Consider the following 18,513-nt stretch of genomic DNA (forward strand, 5'->3'; position numbering starts at 1 on the left):
TCCCGCCCGTCGATCCGGCGGCCCGCCGGTCGCGCGGGCCTCGTCAGGACAGTCTAGTCGGCCGGTCTCGGCTCCTCGTCAGGCAGACCGGCCGAATCGTCCGCGGCGGGCTCGGCGTCGGGCTCCTCAGCGGGCCCCGGCTCCTCACTCGACTCCCCTGCCGTCTCCCCTTCCTGCTCGTCTTCCGTCTCGTCCGCGACAGGCGGGTCCTCGGCTGCCGCACCCGATGGCGGGTCCGTCTCCACCGCGGTGTCGGTATCCGGAGCCCCGACGAGGTCGGCCGCCGCGCCCTCGGAGTGATCCGTGTCGGCTCCGAGGGGATCGACCTCGTCGTCGTCGTCGCCCTCCCGGGCGTCGTCGTCCCCGCCGACGCCGGCCGGGGCGATCACGCCGTCGGACACCGTCCCCGCACGGCGGCGGCGACGCTCGAGCTCGCTCTCCGCGCGCTCCCGGCGTCGCGTCAGGCCCGCCAGGGACAGGGCGATGGTCGCCGACCCGATGATGCCGAACAACAACAGACCCATGCCCGCCGCGATGAGCGACCCCGTGCCCACCGTGCCGAGCACACCGAGCTCGCCCCCGGCCACGACCGGGCTCACCGCGATGACCACGGCCACGATCGCCGCGGCCAGCCACGCCGCCTTCACCGCGTCGCCGGTCGTCCGGAACCAGTGCGCCACCGACCGCGCCAACGCCGCCGCCAGGACCACCGTCACCAGCAACAGCCCCTGCACCGCCCAGTGCGGGGTGGTGGTGGGCAGCACGGCAGCCAGCGGGACCTCCGGCATCGGGCCGCGCGACACAGCGAAGACGCTGTACGAGGCCTGGCCCAGATGCGCCTCCCCGCCCACGAGCAGGGACGCGGCGCCGATCACCACGTTGGGCAGATACGCCGCCGAGATCGCGGTGAGCGCCGCCGTCCCCACGAGGTCCTTACCGATCCCCAGCGCCGCCGCGACGGGCTCCCACGCCGCCACGAGGCCGACCAGGACCAGCAGGGTCGCGACCGCCCAGGCCGCGGCGACGAACGCCGCTCCGAGGTGGATGCCGCCGCGGACCCACAGCGGCACGACCTCGCGCAGGTCGCGCCGGAAGTACAGCCACACCCCCAGGCCCGCCCCGGCGATCGCCACGGCCGCCGTCCACCCCAGCGCCGACGGCAGGGACGACTCCCGCACCGCGAAGTCCGACGCCGCGGAGCCCACGAGCAGCGTCGCCAGACCGGTGAGCAGCAGACCCGCCACCGTCACGCCGGCCACCGCCGCTCCGGCCTCGCGCGCGCCCGGCTGCTCCACGTCCGCCAGCACCGCGCGGGTCTGACGCGCCAACACCGCCGCGTAGAGCACCGGCGGCAGCAGCGGGAGGAATCCCAACTCGATGGTGTCCACCACCAGCGGGACGCGGTTGAGCACCAACCACTCCACGGCGACCACGGCGAACAACGAGTCGAACCCGTCGGAGGTGAACACCAGCACGCCCAGGGTCGAGGCGGCCAACACGAGCACGGTGACGATGACGGGAAGTGCCGCAGCCGCCGCCGTCCACAGCAGCGAACGGGCGCCCGCGGGAGACCGTCGGGCGGCGGGGCGGATGACGCGTGGGGGGCTCACGCTGACCACCGTAGAGAGCCGGTCCGACATGCCCACCCCCGGCACGCCGCGACCCCCGCCATCCGGGGATGACGGGGGTCGCGGGAACGCTCACGCACGGCCACCCCTCACGGGGCCGCCGCGGGTGGTCACATGGCGTCGAGGATCTCCTTGGCGAGCTGGGCGGTCTCGGACGGCGTCTTGCCGACCTTCACGCCCGCGGCCTCGAGGGCCTCCTTCTTGGCCTGCGCGGTGCCGGCCGAGCCGGACACGATCGCGCCGGCGTGACCCATCGTCTTGCCTTCGGGGGCGGTGAAGCCCGCGACGTAGCCGACGACCGGCTTGGTGACGTTGGCCTTGATGTAGTCGGCCGCACGCTCCTCGGCGTCGCCGCCGATCTCGCCGATCATCACGATGACCTTGGTCTCCTGGTCGTTCTCGAAGGCCTCGATGCAGTCGATGTGCGTGGTGCCGATGATCGGGTCGCCGCCGATGCCGATGGCGGTCGAGAAGCCGTAGTCGGCCAGCTCGTACATCATCTGGTAGGTCAGGGTGCCCGACTTGGACACGAGTCCGACCGGACCCTTGCCGGCGATGTTCGCCGGGGTGATGCCGACCAGCGACTCACCCGGCGTGATGATGCCCGGGCAGTTGGGGCCGATGATGCGGGTCTTGCCGCCCTTGGCGAGGTTGTAGTTCCACGCGGTGGCGGTGTCCAGGACCGGGGCGCCCTCGGTGATGACCACGGCGAGCGGGATCTCCGCGTCCACGGCCTCGATGATGGCGTCCTTGGTGAACGGCGGCGGCACGAACAGGATCGTCGTGTCGGCGCCGGTGGCCTCCATGGCCTCCTTCACCGAACCGAAGACGGGCAGCTCGATGTCGTTGCCGTCGGCGTCCTTGTGGGACACGGTGGTGCCGGCCTTGCGGGCGTTGACGCCGCCGACGATCTGGGTGCCGGCCGCGAGCATGCGGGCCGTGTGCTTGGTGCCCTCGCCGCCGGTGATGCCCTGGACGATGACCTTGCTGTCCTTGTTGAGGAAGATCGACATGTGTGTAAGGTCCTCTGTTTCTTACTTGGCGGCCAGCTCGGCGGCCTTGTCGGCGCCGGAGTCCATGTTGTCGGCCAGGGTGACGAGCGGGTGGTTCGCCTCGGCGAGGATCTTGCGACCCTCCTCGACGTTGTTGCCGTCCAGACGCACGACGAGCGGCTTGTTGGCCTCGTCGCCCAGGATCTCCAGGGCCTTGACGATGCCGTTCGCCACCGCGTCACAGGCGGTGATACCGCCGAAGACGTTGACGAAGACGCTCTTGACCTGCTCGTCACCGAGGATGATGTCGAGGCCGTTGGCCATGACCTCGGCCGAGGCGCCGCCACCGATGTCGAGGAAGTTGGCGGGCTTGACCCCACCGTGGTTCTCGCCCGCGTAGGCGACGACGTCGAGGGTCGACATGACCAGGCCGGCGCCGTTGCCGATGATGCCGACCTCGCCGTCGAGCTTGACGTAGTTGAGGTCGTTCTCGGCGGCCTTCTGCTCGAGCGGATCGGTGGTGCCCGCATCGGCGAAGTCGGCGAAGGTGTCCTTGTGACGGAACTCGGCGTTCTCGTCCAGCGTCACCTTGCCGTCGAGCGCGAGGATCTCGTCGTTCGGCGTGCGCACGAGCGGGTTGACCTCAACCAGGGTGGCGTCCTCCTTGACGAAGACCTCGTACAGCTTGGCGATGGTCACCGCAGCGGCGTCCAGCACCTCCTCCGGCAGGTGGCCGGCCTTCGCGATCTCGCGGGCCTTGGCCACGTCGACACCGACCGTGGGGTCGATGTTGATCCGGGCGAGGCGGTCCGGGGACTCCTCGGCGACCTGCTCGATCTCGACGCCGCCCTCGACCGAGCACATGGCCAGGTAGTTGCGGTTCGCGCGATCGACGAGGAAGGAGATGTAGTACTCCTCCGCGATGTCACTGGCCTCGGCGACCAGCAGCTTCTTGACGATGTGGCCCTTGATGTCCAGGCCCAGGATGTCCTCGGCCCGGGCTCGAGCCTCCTTGGCATCCTCCGCCAGCTTGACGCCGCCGGCCTTGCCACGGCCACCGACCTTCACCTGCGCCTTGACGACGACAGGCTTGCCGATCTCGGCCGCGACCTTCTCGGCCTCTTCCGCGGTGTCCGCGACGCGCCCCGGGGTGGTGGGCACGTCATGCTTCGCGAAAAGAGCCTTTGCCTGGTATTCAAAGAGATCCATCAGCTCACCATCTTGACGTGGGTAGATTCGCCCGGCCCTGTTGTAAAGCCGAGTCCTGCCTCATCCTAGGCGCGCGGTGTGTCGCCCGTCGCACCCCGGGGGTATGCATGTGCATTGAATCACAGTGCGTCGCAGCCCCCGCGCGGCCCGCGCGGTCACTGGGCCCCCTCGCGGGCCTTCGAGCCCCCGGGGCCACACGAGTCACACCGGTGTGATGCACCCCTCCCCCGGCGAGCCGCCACTGCCTTGCGGGGCCGTTGCCTGTCCGTTACCTTGGACGACGTTCATCACGAAAAGATCACGGCGCGACGACAGAGGGGAAACGACCACGGTGAGAGAGTCGCATCAGGAAGTAGCAGCGACTCCCGTCGTCGTCCCTCCGGCCGGTGCACATCGCGTCGGCCGCCACCGGATGCCCGCGCCGCCGACCGCCCTGCGCGGTCGCGCCGCCGTCCTGGCCGTGGCCGCGGGCGCGGCGGTCTCCGCCGCCTCGGCGGGCTCCGCGCTCAACGCTACCGGTACCCACTCGGCCGAGGCCGGCGACATCGCCCTGCTGGCCAACGGCGAGCCGGCCCCCGCCACCACGAGCCCGGCTGCGCCCGGCACCTCCGCACCGGCGACCCCGTCGGCGCCCGAGCCCGTCGTGGTCCCCGCCTCCGTCGAGGACGCCGGCACCGAGAACATCCAGTCGGCCATGCTCTACGCCGGCACGGAGATCAACGCCCAGCGCGAGATCGCCGAGGAGCAGGCCCGACGTCCGAAGATCTCCCTCCCCGCGTTCGGTGCGTTCACCTCGCCGTACGCGATGCGCTGGGGGGCGATGCACAACGGCATCGACATCGCCAACGTCAACGGCACCCCGATCCTCGCGGCGACCGACGGCGTGGTGATCGACGCCGGGCCCGCTCAGGGCTTCGGCAACTGGATCCGCATCATGTCGGACGACGGGACGATGACGGTCTACGGGCACATGGAGACGCTCGACGTCCAGGAAGGCCAGCGCGTGTACGCCGGCCAGAAGATCGCCGGCATGGGCAACCTCGGGTTCTCGACCGGCACCCATCTGCACTTCGAGGTCCTGGTCAACGGCGGCAAGGACTACGTCGACCCGGTCATGTGGCTGGCCCAGCACGGTCTCGACCTGGCGGCGGGCAGCCTCGCCGGCGGCTCCCACGACCACGCCCACGGCTCGCTCGGCAGCTGAGCACACCCGCCACCACTGCCCGGCCCCTACGGCGCTACCGGGCCCGCGTTCCGGTGAGCAGGAGGCGTGAAGACGATCGGCACGAGAAGTGTGTCGACCACCGTGCGCGGGTCGAGCCCCTCCGCGACCTCGCCCCTTTCCGCGGCGACGTGCACCAGCCGATGCCATGACTCGATCGCCGGCCGCCACTGATCCAGCACAGCCTGGTTGAACTCCGGATGCTGGCCGCCCGCCATGATCGCGGCGATCGCCACCTCGACCGGCCCGGCGGCGAACTCCGCGAGCCGGTGCGCGAGCGCCCGGAGGTTCTCCTCCCATGAGCCGGCGGCCTCGACGACCGGCGCCCGCCGCACATGGGTCCGCAGGGCCTCGACGAGCAGATCGTGACGCGTCGGCCACCACCGGTAGACCGTCCGCCGACCCACGCCCGCCCGCGCCGCGACGTCGACGATGCTGAAGGTCAGTCGCCCCTCTTCCAGGAAGCCGAGCGTCGCCTCCCCCACCGCCTGACGCACCTTCTCGCTGCGCCCACCTGCCCGTACCCGTACCCGCCCGTTCGTGGTGCCCACCCGGCCGCACCTCCGCCCCCGCTCGAACAATAAAAGAGTTTACACACTCTTGTCGACACCCCTGAGTTTTTTGATCTGACGCATGTCATGCTCCACTCGGGCAGGTCACCGCTGCTCCGGGAGGGGAACACGCTCACGTGGACACGAATCATCATGACGTCGTCGTGGTCGGCGCGGGCCCGATCGGCGCCGCGACCGGTCGCCACCTGGCAGAACAGGGCGTCGACGTCGCGATCGTCGGCCCCGAAGAACCCGCCACGCCCGAAGGCCACGAGGGGACCTGGGCGGGCTACTACGACGAGGGCCGACTCTGTCACGTCCTCGAGGTGCCGTTGATGACCTCGATGCTCACCATGCGCTCGATCCGCCGCTTCGACGCCCTACACGCGAGGACGGCCATCGACTTCACGACGCCCACCCACTCCGTCACCGTGATGCCCGAGAACCTCGGCGCGGGCTCGGCCTCGACGTGGTTCGACCGCGACCTCCTCGCCGCCAACGCTCGCGACCTCGGGGTGACGGTGCACGAACTCGACGAGGAGGGCCTCGAGGCCCACTACCCCGACCTGCGCTTCGAGCCCGGTCACGTCGCGCTCGTCCAGCCCGACGCGTACATCCTCAACCCACGGGCGCTGGTCCGGGCGGAACTCACCGCCGCCTGTCTGGACGGCGCCCACTTGTTCCGTGACGAGATCGTCTCGATGCGGAGGGCCGATGACGGAGTCCGCCTCACCGGGCGAGCCGGTAACACGTGGACAGCCGACCAGGTCGTGCTGGCCACCGGGGCGGCGACCACCATGACCGGCCTCCTCCCGCGCCCCCTCGCCCTCTCCGCGTTCGGCGCCACCGTCGTCCTCGCTGAGGTGGAGGACCCGGGAAGCCTGAACATGCCGACCATGATGCTGCTGAAGTACCGCGACGGTGAGCGCCTCTACGGCGGGATCGTCATGGCCCCGCGCCCGTACCCGGACGGCCGGTGGTACCTCAAACTCTCGGGCTCCAGCCTGCTGGACACCCGACTCGAGACCGCTGCCCAGACGGCGGAGTGGGTCCGCTCCGGCGGCAACCGGGCGGACATCGAGGAGGCGGCCGACGTCCTCCGCGACCTGCTCCCCCACCAACGGTTCACGACCTTCCGCACCCGGCCGTGTCTGGTCGCGGCGACGCCCGGCGACCGGCCCTACATCGACCGCGTGGACGAACACACCGCCGTCGCCGTCGAGGCGGAGCGGGGCGCGATGTCAGCGGACGAGATCGGCAGACTCGCCGCGATGCTCGCCCGCGGCCCGTGGTCCGACAGCATCCCCCACGAGGTGTTCCGGGCGGAGTGGGCGGACGCATCCGCGTAGCCCGCCGCGGCGCTCGGCCCCTTCCGCGTCTGAGCTCCCGCCCGCCTCAGAGCTTCTGCATGGGTACGCCCCCGATGAGCATGAGCCGCACCTTCCCGGAGGCACCGAAGTCGATGGTCGCCGTGGCGCGCGGCCCGCTGCCGTCGCAGGAGAGCACCTTGCCGAGGCCGTACTTGTCGTGCGTGACCCGGTCACCCGGCGCCAACTCCAGCGCGGGAGCTGACGGCTTCGCGCGCGGGATCCCGGGCGAGCGTCCACCGGAGCCGCCGCCGGAACTATATCCGCCGGAGCTGTATCCACCCGAGCCGTAGCCACCGGAGCCGCCGCCGAAGCGCCGCCGCGGGGCGTACGAGTCGTCATCCCCGAACCCGGCGCCGCCGGCCGGCTCCTCGCGCTGCCACTCGATCGCCTCGGAGGGGATCTCCTCCAGGAACCGCGACCCCGGGTTGGTCATGGGCTGGCCCCATGACGAGCGCATCATCGCCCGCGTCAGGTACAGCCGCCGGCGGGCGCGGGTGATGCCCACGTAGGCCAGCCGCCGCTCCTCGGACAGCTCCGCGGGATCGCCCAGCGCCCGCATGTGCGGGAAGAGTCCGTCCTCCATGCCGATGAGGAACACCACCGGGAACTCCAGGCCCTTGGCGGTGTGCAGGGTCATGAGCGTGACCTGCCCCTGGTCGTCGTCGGGGATCTCGTCCGCGTCGGCCACCAGCGACACGCGCTCGAGGAACGCCGCCAGCGACCCCGGCTCGGCCAGACCCTCGTCCAGGTCGGCGTCCGCGTCGGCCTCCTCGACGAAGCCCTGCTCACGCGCTGAGCGCTGCAGCGCGGCCTCCGACGAGAACTCCCGGCCCACGCCCACCAGCTCGTTGAGGTTGTCGAGGCGCGCCGCGTCCTGCGGATCGTTGGACGCCTCCAGCTCGGCGCGGTAGCCGGTGCGCTCGAGCACCGCCTCCACGAGCGCACCCACGTCGGGCGCGGAGTCGTGCCCGCCGGCGTGGTCGTCGCCGTCGAGGCGTCCGCGCAGGTCGTCCAGCATCTCGACGAACCCGGCGATCGCCTTGACCGAACGCGTGGGCAGCAGCGAGACCTTCCCCTCCGCCGCGTCGCGCAGGGCCTGCGCGAAGCCGATGCCGCGCTGCTCGGCGTGGACCACGACGCACGCCTCGGCCCGGTCGCCGATGCCGCGACGCGGTGTGTTGAGGATGCGCCGGATCGCCACCGCGTCGTCCGGGTTGTTCAGCACCTTGAGGTAGGCGACCACGTCGCGCACCTCCTTGCGCTCGTAGAACCGGGTCCCGCCCACGACCTTGTAGGGCAGGCCCAGGCGGACGAACACGTCCTCGATCACGCGGGACGAGTTGTTGGTCCGGTAGAACACCGCGACGTCGGAGTAGGACACCTCGCCCGAGTCCACCAGCCGGTCGATCTCGCCGGCGATGAACCGCGCCTCGTCGTGCTCGTTGTCCGCGACATACCCCACCAGCAGCTCGCCGGCGCCCTCGGCGGTCCACAGGTTCTTCTCGCGCCGCCCGGCGTTCCGCGCGATCACGGCGTTGGCGGCCGACAGGATGGTCTGCGTGGACCGGTAGTTCTGCTCCAACAGGATGGAACGGGCATCCGGGTAGTCGTGCTCGAAGTCCTCGATGTTGCGGATCGTGGCCCCGCGGAACGCGTAGATCGACTGATCCGCGTCACCCACCACGCAGAGTTCGGCCGGGGGGACGCCCACCTCGTCGTCGTCCCCCTCCGCGCCGCCCACGAGGGTGCGGACCAGGACGTACTGCGCGTGGTTGGTGTCCTGGTACTCGTCCACCATGACGTGGCGGAAGCGTCGCCGGTAGTACGCGGCGACCTCGGGGTGCGCGCGCAACAGGGCGACTGTCTCGCCGATGAGGTCGTCGAAGTCGAACGCGTTGGCCGCCTGCAGCCGCGCCTGGTACTCGGTGAACACGGCCGCCACGGTCTGCGCGGTGCGATCCGAGTCCTCGAGCGCCCGGTCCATGGCCTCGGCCGGGTCGCGCAGTTCGTTCTTGTGGTTGGAGATGGCCGAGGCGAGCATGCGCGGGGTGAACTTCTTGACCTCGAGCTGCTGCTCCTTGGCGATCATCCCCAGCAGCCGCCGGGAGTCGTCCGAGTCGTAGATCGTGAAGTTCGAGTTGCGGGTCCCGAGCAGCGCCGACTGGGCCCGGAGGATGCGCACGCAGATCGAGTGGAAGGTGGCCACCCACATCCGCTCGGCGTGCGGGCCGACCAGCGCCGCGACGCGCTCGCGCATCTCGGCCGCGGCCTTGTTGGTGAACGTGATGGCCAGGATCTGCCCCGGGTGGGCGCCGCCCTCGGCCAGCAGGTAGGCGATCCGCCGCGTGAGCACGCTGGTCTTGCCCGACCCCGCGCCCGCGACGATCAGCAGCGGGCCGCCGCGGTGGGTGACCGCGGCGGCCTGCTGGGGGTTGAGCCCGTCGAGCAGCGGCGAGTGGGGCGAGTGCTGGCGGGCGGGGGCGGAAGCGGTGTCGGTCATCGTGGGTCCAATCTACCCACCCGGTCCGACACCGCCCGGGGTCAGCGCGTGCGGGCCCCCATGAACTCCTCGACCTGCGAGGCGGTGGCGTCGAGACGCGGGTCGTTGTCCAGGTAGTGACGCGTCTCGCGGACGATCAGCCCGGACAGGACGAGCAGGCCGATGAGGTTGGGGATAGCCATGAGCCCGTTCATCACGTCGGCGAAGTTCCACACCACCTCGAGCTCGGTGACGGCGCCGATGAACACCACGCAGGTGAAGACCATGCGGTACGGGATGACGCCGCGCGCGCCCACGAGTCGCTCCATGCACCGCTCGCCGTAGTACGACCAGCCGAGGATCGTGGAGAAGGCGAAGAACGCGATGGACACCGCGACGAGCTTGTCGCCCTCGGGGATGGTGGAGGCGAACGCGTCGGCGGTCATCGTGCCCGCGTTGTCACCGCCCCCCTGCCACACCCCGGTGGTGACCAGGACGAGGCCGGTGAAGGTGACGACGATGATGGTGTCGATGAACGTCTGCGTCATCGAGACCAGGCCCTGCCGGGTCGGGTGGGTGGTGCGGGCTGCCGCGGCCGCGATCGCCGCCGAGCCCATGCCGGACTCGTTGGAGAAGATGCCGCGCGCGACACCCATCTGGATGGCGTACAGGATCGCCGAGCCGGCGAAGCCGCCGACCGCCGAGGTTCCGGTGAAGGCGTCCGAGAAGATCAGGCCGAACGCGGCCGGGATCTGATCGGCGTTGACGACCAGCACCACGAGCCCGCCGATGATGTAGAGCAGGATCATGAGCGGGACGAACCCGGCGGTCACCCGCCCGATGGCCTTGATGCCGCCGAGGAGGACGGCGCCCGTGAGGACGAAGAGGACGATGCCGGTGGTCACGTGGGAGACGCCGAACGAGTTCTCCAGCTGGGTCGCCACGGCGTTGCCCTGCGTCATGTTGCCGATGCCGAAGCTGGCCAGCACGGCGAACACCGCGAACACGATCGACAGGACCAGGCCGACCCTGGCACCTGATCGGCCGAAGATCTCGGCGAACCCGCGGTGCAGGTAGTACTGCGGGCCGCCGGACTGCTCGCCGCGGGCGTCGGTGACGCGGAACCGCACGCCCAGGAACGCCTCCGAGTACTTGGACGCCATGCCGACGAGCGCGGTGATCCACATCCAGAACAGCGCCCCCGGCCCGCCGAGCGCGATGGCGGTGGCGACGCCGACGATGTTGCCGACGCCGACCGTGGCCGCCAGCGCCGTGGTGAGCGCCTGGTACTGCGAGATGTCGCCCTCGCCGCCGCTGTCGTGCCGCTTGAGCAGGCCGAGCCGCAGTGCGGGGCCGAGCTTGCGGAACTGCAACGCCCGCAGTCGGACGGTGAGGAACAGGCCGGTGCCCAGCAGCAGCGGGATGAGGACGAACGGCCCCCAGATCACCGATCCGATGTCGGCGAGAAACGTGTTGAATTCTTCCACGGGCGCAAACATTAGACGGTTGTTCGGCCGCTCCGGGGTGCAGTGGGATAATTCGCTCCATGAGCACCGACCCCGCCGGCACCGACGATCCGCTGTCCGAGGCCGAGATCCAGGAACTGCGTCTGGAGATCGACCGTCTGGACGCCGAGATCCTGGATGCCATCCAGCGCCGTAGCGAGATCTCGCGCCGCATCGGCCGCACGCGTATGCAGTCGGGCGGCACCAAGCTCGTGCACACGCGCGAGCTCAAGGTCTACGAGCGCTTCGCATCCCTCGGCGAGGAGGGCCAGACGCTCGCCGGGATGCTCCTCCGCCTGGGCCGCGGCCGGTTGGGGTACTAGGCGACCCGCCTATTGAACCGGTCCCCGCCTGCCGGACGTCGACGCGAAGCCCAGCCAGGTGTGGTGGTTGCCCGCCCAGCACCACCCCACCTTGGGCGCGCCCTTGTTCTCCTTGCCGTCGCGGCCGGTGCCGCCGCTGATCCACAGCGCGGGCGTGCGGGAGTCCAGTCCGCCGGTCGGCTTGGGCTTGCGCGAGCCGATACACATGAAGCACGCGCCCGGCTCGAACGCGTCGGGCTGCTGCAGTACCCAGCTGATCCCCTCGGAGACGGTCAGCGGAGTGCGTCCGCGGGCGGTCAGAGCCGCGTGCGCGTCGGTGGGGGTCCAGTCCAGCATGTCGTCGCCGCGGGTGACGTCGTCGAGGAGGTACAGCGGCGCGTCGGGGAGGGTGATGTCGTCGGTGGGTGTGAAGTCGGCGAGGTCGGTCATGTCGACGACGACGAAGCCCGCCCTCCCGTCGCGGCGCATGAGTGCCGCCAGTCGCGCGGCCGACAGGAGTGAGGGGTGGACGGCCAGCACGGCTCCGCCACCGATCCGCCCGTCACCGGGTCCGGCGGCCAACGCGCGGGCGTGGTCCCGCAGCTGATCGGCACCGATCCCGGCGAACTCCGGCACGCGGAGTGCGACGAGGCGCTCGGCCTGCGCGGTAACAGAGGAGGCGATGGGGAAGGCCGGTGCAGAATCGGCTGGAGTTACGGGGGTCACATCCCCTGAACAGTGGGCAGCGCGTTCGTATTCCCGGCTAATCTCGCAGCCATGACCGACATCAGCACGACGGAGCAGTGGGCAGCGGTCGAGGGTCTGGTCCCCTCGATCGGCGAGGTGACGTTGCGCGAACTGTTCGACGCCGATCCCGAACGCGGTCGCCGGATGTCGGTCACGGCGGGCGACCTGCACGTGGACCTGTCCAAGCACCTGGTCACCGACGAGATCCTGCACGCCCTCACCGAACTGGCCCACGCCGCCAGGCTTCCGGCGCAGCGAGCGGCAATGTTCCGGGGCGACCGCATCAACACGACCGAGGACCGGTCCGTCCTCCACACGGCGCTCAGGCTCCCGGCCGATGCCGAGCTCGTCGTCGACGGCTCCGACGTGGTGGCCGACGTCCACGCGGTCCTGGCGCGCATGACCGATCTCGCCGACCGCGTCCGCTCGGGCGAGTGGACCGGGTACACGGGCGAGCGGATCGACACGGTGGTCAACATCGGCATCGGCGGCTCGGACCTCGGCCCGGTGATGGTGGACGCCGCGCTACGCGATCTCCAGACCGCCGGGATCCGCGCGCGCTACGTCTCGAACGTCGACCCCGCGGACCTCACCGCCACCCTCGCCGAGATCGACCCGGCCACCACGCTGGTCGTGGTCGCCTCCAAGACGTTCACGACGCAGGAGACCATGGCCAACGCGCATGCGGCGCGGCGGCACTTCATCGAGGCCCTGGGGTCGGAGGACGCGATCGCCTCTCACTTCGTCGCCGTCTCGACCGCCGCGGACAAGGTCGCCGACTTCGGCATCGCCCCGGACAACATGTTCGGTTTCTGGGACTGGGTCGGCGGCCGCTACTCGGTGTCCTCCGCGATCGGGCTGTCGGTGATGATCACGGCGGGCCCGCCGGCGTTCATCGAGATGCTCGAGGGTTTCCACACCATGGATCTGCATTTCGCCACCGAGGCGCCCGAGCACAACGCGCCCGTCCTCATGGCCCTGCTGGGGATCTGGTACACGTGCTTCCTCGGCGCGCAGTCCAAGGCCGTCATCCCCTACGCTCAGGATCTCCACCGGTTCCCCGCCTATCTGCAGCAGCTCACCATGGAGTCCCTCGGCAAGTCCGTGCGCCTCGACGGTTCGGACGTCACCTACCCGACGGGCGAGGTCTACTGGGGCGAGCCCGGCACGAACGGTCAGCACGCCTTCTTCCAGCTGCTCCACCAGGGCACCCAGCTCGTGCCCGTCGACTTCATCGGCGTGGCGCGGCCGGCCGCGGACCTCGACGCCGACGTCCCCGGCGCGGCGGGACCCGTCTCGATGCACGACATGCTCATGGCGAACCTCTTCGCCCAGTCGCGGGTGCTGGCCTTCGGCAAGACCGAGGAGGAGGTTCTCGCCGACGGCGTCGATCCCGCCCTCGCCCCGCACAAGGTCATGCCCGGCAACCGGCCCTCGACCACGATCCTCGCGCCGTCCCTGTCCCCGAGCGTCGTGGGCCAGCTCATCGCGCTGTACGAGCACGTCGTGTTCACCCAGGCGGCGATCCTGGGCATCAACGCGTTCGACCAGTGGGGCGTGGAGCTGGGCAAGGCGCAGGCCGGTGAGCTGCTCTCCGCCCTCACCGCCGAGACCCACCCCGAGCCGGGCTTCGACTCCTCCACGGACTCACTCGTCGAGATCTACCGAGAGGCCCGCGGGCGGCGCTGACGGCGGCTCGGCCGGCGCTGACGTGGGCCCGGCCGGCGCCACCACCGCCCAGCTCTTCACCCCGGGCGACCCCGGCTCGCACCGGCGTGTCCCGCGCCGCGCCGCGAGTCCGCGAACCCTCTCCCCTGTTGGCCGTCGGCCCTCGTCACCGCCCAGAATCTCCCGACGCACTGTCGCCGCCTTCGACTGACACGTACCCCTTGTGGTGTCGAACACGTGGACGTAGGATAGAACATGTATTCGAGACGGCCGCGGTGCGGCCGCACAGTCGACCACAGGGGGTGGGGCATGGACGGCGATTCCGAGCGCACGGCCGGCAGCCCCGCGTCCCCTGCCGGCCCTGCCGATTCGTCCGGCTCTGCAGGCTCATCCGACCCTGCCGGCTCGTCCGGCCCGGCGGCGTTGACGGGGTTGACGGCGGCGGCGCGGGCCGGGTGGGCGGCGGAGAACCGCGCGGCCGCGCAGCGCCTGGTCGCCTGCTACGCGCTGCTGCAGGAATGCTGGCGCGAGTACGGCCACGGTATCGACGGCAGCCACGAGGCCCGCCCCGGCCACGCCGTCGTCGACGGGCTCGTCGCCGCGGCCGGCTATGTGGTGGCGGCGATGTCCATCTCCGCCAGGCGCGCGGAGAAGATGCTGTCCTTCTCCTGGGAACTGCACACCCGCTACCCGGCCATCCTCGAGGCCATGGCCGCCGGACTGATGGAACAACGCGTCGCCGAACTGCTGGCCCGGCAGATGGCCACCGTCCGCGGGGACGTGTTGGAGCAGGTCCAGCGCCAGGTCGTCGAGGACTACCTCAACGGTGTCGCCGCCGGTATCCGCCTGGGCGACAAGGCCCTGCGCGATGAGGTCGACGCCGTCATCGGCCGCCACGACCCCGACGCCATCCGGCTGCGCAAAGAAGACGCCAGCCGCACCCGCGGGGTGCGCATCGGCAAGGGCGTCGACGGCATGTCCAGCGTCTCCGCCCTGCTGGCCACCGAGGAAGCCGCCGTGTTGGCCGAAGCCCTCGACCAACGCGTCGCCGAACACCAGGCCGCCGACGACGACACGGCCGCCGCCCCGGACGGGCCTGAGCCGGAGCCGAACTACTCCAAGGCAGAACGCCGCGCCGACGCCCTGATGTCCCTGATCTGCGGCGACACCCCCACCCACCCCGACACCACCACCGACGGCGCTGACGGCGGCGCGAGCGCGCCCGCCACCGGCGGCACCGGTCAGGCGCCGGTGTTGCGGCCGAAGGTCACCGTCATCGCCACCGGAGACAACGGCCGCGACGAACACGGGGCGCGGGTGGAGTTCACCCGCACCGGCGAGGCGGCCCTGCAGACCCTGATGGAGATGCTCGCCACCTCGGATGGGGCCACCTTCGAGCAGGTCGATCCCCGCATCGGCGCCGCCGACGAGGCGAGCGCGGCCCTGAGATACCGGCCGAGCGCCGAGTTGGCGCGCCGGGTCCGGCTCCGCGACGGCACCTGCCGCCACCCCGGGTGCGCGATCCCCGCCGATGACTGTGATCTGGATCATGTGGTGCCGTTCAATCATGCCGACCCCGCCGCCGGCGGCCAGACGGTGGAGGCGAATCTGGTGGCCCAGTGCCGGCGCCATCACCGGTTCAAAACCTTCTCCGACTGGACCTACCAGCTCCAACCCGACGGCACCCTGATCGTGACCACCCCCGACGGCACCGTCATGCTCACCCGCCCCGACGGGCCGCTGGCCCAGCATCGGCGCGAGCACCAACGCGACGAGGCCGAGGCCTGGGGCCGTCAGCAACGCCGCAACCCCAGCCCCGTCTACGGGGCCGGGGTCCTGGACGAGGCGACCTACTTCGCCCGCCGCGCCCAACGCCTGGCCCGCGAACGCGCCCGCACCGCCGCCCGCAACGCAGCCGAGTCGACCACGCCGCCACCTGAGGCCGCGGATACGCCCACCGGCAGCGCGCCCGCACCCGACCCCACCACCCCGGACTCGAGCCCGGCCCCGGCCCCGCGCGGGAGGGTGACCCCAGCCGAGGCAAGTCGCTGGTGGCAACGCAACAAACCCACCGACAGCGCCCTGGAAAAAGCCATCCTCCACGCCCTCCACGAGCACCTCGACGAACTCCTCCAACCACCACCACCCTTCTGAGGCGGGAGGAAGTGCGAGCCCGAGGTGATGCCGCGGCGACCTGGCGACCTCAGACGAAGCGACGGCTGACCTTCTCCGGAAGCAGCGTGAGCAGCGGGCCGATCGCCTTCCACGGCTTGGCCGGGACGAGCGCGCGGACAGGCTCCGCATCGATCGTCTTGACCAGCGCATCGACGCCTTCGTCGAACTCCGTCATCAGCGCCGTCTTCACCGATCGGTTGATGTCCGTCCGGATGTAACCGGGCAGGATGTCCGTCACCTTGATGCGGCTGCCGGCGCTGTCGAGCTCGGCGTACATCCCCTGCGCCAGGGCCGAGACGAACGCCTTGGTGGCGCCGTACGTGTTCTGCGCCTTGGGCATCCCCCGCAGCGAGCTCACCGACGAGATGAACACCAAGTGTCCCTCACCGCGGGCGAGCAGCAGCTCAGTCGCCGCCTCGGCCTGGTTGAGAGTGCCGATCACGTTCACCATCGCGGTCTCGCGATTGGCGTGCGCCTTGCCCGTGCCGATCGAAGCTCCCTTGCCCAGCCCGGCATTGAGCACGAACCGGTCGATCCCGCCGAGCTCGGCGTCCAGCTCGCCGAAGACCCGCTCCACCGCATCCGCGTCGGCCACGTCGAGCTCGCGGACGGCGACGGTGATCGACGGCTTGGCGGCCACCAACTCGGCGCGCAGCTCCTCGAGGCGGTCGAGACGCCGCGCGCACAGTGCCAGGTTCTTCCCCTGCGCCGCCCAGCGGCGGGCCATACCCTCGCCGAGTCCGGAACTGGCGCCGGTGATCAGGATCGTCTTGCGGTCGGTCACGAGTTCTCCTCCGTTGGCGATGCGCCCAGTGTGGCACGTCGCGGCTGGCAGGACGGGCAACGGTACGCGATGCGATCGAGCGAATCGCTCGGCTCGTCGGGGTTCGCGCGGCCGCCGAGGCGGAAGGTCTCCACCTCGGTCCCGCACCGTCTGCACGGCTTGCCGTCGCGGCCGTACACCCACAACTCGCGGCCGCGCCGGGTCTCGCCGGTGGTCACCCTGACGACACGGTCGGAGTTGGCCACCAACATCTTGCGCGCGAGCTTCACCATCGCCGGGAGGTCCCGGACCGTCTCGACGGGATCGCGCGGGTCCACTCCCCGCACGAAACACAATTCGGCGCGGTAGACGGTGCCGATGCCCGCGAGGTTGCGCTGGTCGAGGAGCGCCTCGCCGATAGTGCGGGTGGGACGTTCCTCGATGCGTCGCACGACCTCGGCCACGCTCGCCGCCGGATCCCAGTCGGCACCGAGGAGGTCGGGCCCGAGGTGCTCGACGGCCTCGTCGGCTTCCGCGGGCGACAGGGCGCGCAGGAAACCGAGTTCGGTCCCCACCACCTCGACGTCGCCCGCGCGCAGCACGAGGCGGGCGGTATGTGCAGGGAACCGCCACCGCTCCCCGGCGCGGAGCACGAGGACCCGGCCCTCCATCTTGAGGTGGAGGTGGAGGGTGACCGGGTCGCGCCCCTGGTCGTCCGGTCCGATGTCGACGAAGAGGTGCTTGCCCCGCGACCGGACCGCCTCCACGGTCCTACCTCGCAGGTCGACCGCCGCGAACCTCGGCACCCGGAGCTCGGCCCTGTCCAGGGACCGCCCGGCGAGTGCGGTGTGGACCCGCGCGGCCGCGCGGTGGACCGTGTCTCCCTCGGGCACGGCTCACCACCCCAGTTCGCGGCAGCCGCCGACGCCGGCGGTCTCGATCTGCACGGTCACGTGCTCGATCCCGTGCTCGTCGAACAGGACACGTCGGGCGTCGTCAAGCACCTCGGCGTGGTCCGCGTCCGGGGCGACGACCAGGTGGACGGTCCCCACGTCCATCCCGGACGTGAGAGTCCAGAGATGGAGGTCGTGCACCTCCTTCACGTCGCGCAGATCGCCGAGCTGGGCCTCGACCGCCGCGGGCTCGACACCGGCCGGGGCGTGCTGGGCCAGGACGGCGAGCACCTGCCGGCCGAGCGCCACCGCGCGGACCACGATGAACACGGCGATCGCCACGGCCACCACGAGGTCCCAGACCGTCGACCCGGTGGTGCGTATCAGCAGCGCGGCCGCGATCACCCCGACCGACCCGGCGGCGTCGGCGAGGACCTCGAGGTAGGCGCCGCGTACCGCGAGGCTCTCGTCGGATCCGCTACGGAGCAGCAGGAGGGAGATGACGTTGACGACCAGGCCGAGCACGCCGACGAGGAGCATCGTCCCGGTGGCGACGGGCGTATCGGAGCCGACGCGGCCGAGCGCCTCGACCAGGACGTACACGCCCATTCCGAGCATGATGAGCACGGCGAGACCGGAGGCGAAGATCTCCACGCGGTAGCGGCCAAACGTCCGCCGGCCGGTGTGGTCGGGGCGGGTGGCGATGATCGTCGCGAGAAGAGCCGCGCCGAGCGCGACGACGTCGGCCCCCATGTGACCGGCGTCGGAGAGCAGGGCGAGGGAGCCGGAGAGCAGGCCGGCGACCAGTTCGACGACGAAGAACGCCGCCGTCAGCGCGAACGCGATCGCCAGCCTGGCGCGGTGGCGTCCACCGGCATGTCCGGCGGGACGGGCGTGGGTGTGCCCCGGGCCGTGACCGCCGCGCGTGCCGTGCGCGTGACCGACTCCCATCCGACGACCCCCCCATATATGCACCAATGCGCATATTCTAACTAATCGGGCGTGGGGC

At 70.9% G+C, this 18,513-nt stretch carries 15 protein-coding genes; 5 read left to right on the plus strand and 10 right to left on the minus strand.

Going from position 1 to position 18,513, the window contains the following annotated elements; genetic code table 11:
• Positions 1-53 precede the first annotated feature (53 nt).
• The 3 genes from VYL96_RS11340 to sucC form a co-directional block, all read right to left on the minus strand.
• Positions 54-1,610, minus strand: coding sequence for a cell division protein PerM (locus tag VYL96_RS11340; RefSeq protein WP_243699749.1), 1,557 nt, complete (start codon positions 1,608-1,610; stop codon positions 54-56).
• A 128-nt stretch (positions 1,611-1,738) separates the two neighbouring features.
• Entirely contained in the window at positions 1,739-2,641 is a 903-nt protein-coding gene (gene sucD, locus VYL96_RS11345; protein ID WP_131886110.1) for a succinate--CoA ligase subunit alpha, read from the minus strand.
• A 21-nt stretch (positions 2,642-2,662) separates the two neighbouring features.
• A complete protein-coding gene (gene sucC, locus VYL96_RS11350; RefSeq protein WP_131886111.1) occupies positions 2,663-3,829 on the minus strand; it encodes an ADP-forming succinate--CoA ligase subunit beta in 1,167 nt (388 codons plus the stop codon).
• A 412-nt stretch (positions 3,830-4,241) separates the two neighbouring features.
• Between sucC and VYL96_RS11355 the strand changes: the two genes are divergently transcribed.
• Positions 4,242-5,033, plus strand: a complete 792-nt coding sequence (locus tag VYL96_RS11355) for a M23 family metallopeptidase (RefSeq protein ID WP_131886112.1) — start codon at positions 4,242-4,244, stop codon at positions 5,031-5,033.
• A 26-nt stretch (positions 5,034-5,059) separates the two neighbouring features.
• Here VYL96_RS11355 and VYL96_RS11360 read toward each other — a convergent pair whose 3' ends face one another.
• Positions 5,060-5,602, minus strand: coding sequence for a TetR/AcrR family transcriptional regulator (locus VYL96_RS11360; protein WP_131886113.1), 543 nt, complete (start codon positions 5,600-5,602; stop codon positions 5,060-5,062).
• A gap of 137 nt (positions 5,603-5,739) precedes the next feature.
• On the opposite strand from VYL96_RS11360, the gene VYL96_RS11365 reads away from it, so the two are divergent.
• The gene (locus tag VYL96_RS11365) at positions 5,740-6,951 is read left to right on the plus strand and encodes an NAD(P)/FAD-dependent oxidoreductase (protein WP_131886114.1); all 1,212 of its coding nucleotides are present in this window, start codon (positions 5,740-5,742) and stop codon (positions 6,949-6,951) included.
• Between the two features lie 46 nt (positions 6,952-6,997).
• Here VYL96_RS11365 and VYL96_RS11370 read toward each other — a convergent pair whose 3' ends face one another.
• Together VYL96_RS11370 and VYL96_RS11375 are read right to left on the minus strand one after the other, a co-directional pair.
• Complete coding sequence (locus tag VYL96_RS11370; RefSeq protein ID WP_131886115.1) at positions 6,998-9,472, minus strand: UvrD-helicase domain-containing protein; 2,475 nt, start codon at positions 9,470-9,472, stop codon at positions 6,998-7,000.
• A 41-nt stretch (positions 9,473-9,513) separates the two neighbouring features.
• Complete coding sequence (locus tag VYL96_RS11375; RefSeq protein ID WP_456237599.1) at positions 9,514-10,938, minus strand: alanine/glycine:cation symporter family protein; 1,425 nt, start codon at positions 10,936-10,938, stop codon at positions 9,514-9,516.
• Between the two features lie 59 nt (positions 10,939-10,997).
• Between VYL96_RS11375 and VYL96_RS11380 the strand changes: the two genes are divergently transcribed.
• Entirely contained in the window at positions 10,998-11,279 is a 282-nt protein-coding gene (locus VYL96_RS11380) for a chorismate mutase (protein ID WP_131886117.1), read from the plus strand.
• A gap of 9 nt (positions 11,280-11,288) precedes the next feature.
• Here VYL96_RS11380 and VYL96_RS11385 read toward each other — a convergent pair whose 3' ends face one another.
• On the minus strand, positions 11,289-11,984 hold the full coding sequence (locus VYL96_RS11385; protein ID WP_243699750.1) for a DUF5701 family protein: 696 nt from the start codon (positions 11,982-11,984) through the stop codon (positions 11,289-11,291).
• A 51-nt stretch (positions 11,985-12,035) separates the two neighbouring features.
• Between VYL96_RS11385 and pgi the strand changes: the two genes are divergently transcribed.
• Positions 12,036-13,694 carry a glucose-6-phosphate isomerase gene (gene pgi, locus VYL96_RS11390; protein WP_131886118.1) on the plus strand — a complete coding sequence of 553 codons (1,659 nt, stop codon included), beginning with the start codon at positions 12,036-12,038 and terminating at the stop codon, positions 13,692-13,694.
• A gap of 288 nt (positions 13,695-13,982) precedes the next feature.
• On the plus strand, positions 13,983-15,827 hold the full coding sequence (locus tag VYL96_RS11395) for an HNH endonuclease signature motif containing protein (protein WP_329437393.1): 1,845 nt from the start codon (positions 13,983-13,985) through the stop codon (positions 15,825-15,827).
• Positions 15,828-15,876: 49 nt separating this feature from the next.
• Here VYL96_RS11395 and VYL96_RS11400 read toward each other — a convergent pair whose 3' ends face one another.
• From VYL96_RS11400 to VYL96_RS11410, 3 genes are read right to left on the minus strand one after another with little or no spacing between them, the layout of a single operon-like run.
• Positions 15,877-16,632: an SDR family oxidoreductase gene (locus VYL96_RS11400; RefSeq protein WP_131885234.1), complete on the minus strand. Its 756-nt coding sequence runs from the start codon at positions 16,630-16,632 to the stop codon at positions 15,877-15,879.
• Entirely contained in the window at positions 16,629-17,504 is an 876-nt protein-coding gene (locus tag VYL96_RS11405; protein WP_131885235.1) for a DNA-formamidopyrimidine glycosylase family protein, read from the minus strand. Before VYL96_RS11405 ends, VYL96_RS11400 begins: the two co-directional genes overlap by 4 nt.
• A 3-nt stretch (positions 17,505-17,507) precedes the next feature.
• Positions 17,508-18,455 carry a cation diffusion facilitator family transporter gene (locus VYL96_RS11410; RefSeq protein WP_131885236.1) on the minus strand — a complete coding sequence of 316 codons (948 nt, stop codon included), beginning with the start codon at positions 18,453-18,455 and terminating at the stop codon, positions 17,508-17,510.
• Between the last annotated feature and the right edge of the window lie 58 nt (positions 18,456-18,513).

This window comes from Dietzia maris (assembly GCF_036287335.1).
Taxonomy (GTDB): Bacteria; Actinomycetota; Actinomycetes; order Mycobacteriales; family Mycobacteriaceae; genus Dietzia; species Dietzia cinnamea.

Bases quoted from the DNA above. Each gene is read 5' to 3' on its own strand.
- VYL96_RS11410 (WP_131885236.1), bottom strand. From the start codon at position 18,455: ATGGGAGTCGGTCACGCGCACGGCACGCGCGGCGGTCACGGCCCGGGG.
- pgi (WP_131886118.1), top strand. From the start codon at position 12,036: ATGACCGACATCAGCACGACGGAGCAGTGGGCAGCGGTCGAGGGTCTG.
- sucD (WP_131886110.1), bottom strand. From the start codon at position 2,641: ATGTCGATCTTCCTCAACAAGGACAGCAAGGTCATCGTCCAGGGCATC.
- VYL96_RS11355 (WP_131886112.1), top strand. From the start codon at position 4,242: ATGCCCGCGCCGCCGACCGCCCTGCGCGGTCGCGCCGCCGTCCTGGCC.
- sucC (WP_131886111.1), bottom strand. From the start codon at position 3,829: ATGGATCTCTTTGAATACCAGGCAAAGGCTCTTTTCGCGAAGCATGAC.
- VYL96_RS11370 (WP_131886115.1), bottom strand. From the start codon at position 9,472: ATGACCGACACCGCTTCCGCCCCCGCCCGCCAGCACTCGCCCCACTCG.
- VYL96_RS11395 (WP_329437393.1), top strand. From the start codon at position 13,983: ATGGACGGCGATTCCGAGCGCACGGCCGGCAGCCCCGCGTCCCCTGCC.
- VYL96_RS11380 (WP_131886117.1), top strand. From the start codon at position 10,998: ATGAGCACCGACCCCGCCGGCACCGACGATCCGCTGTCCGAGGCCGAG.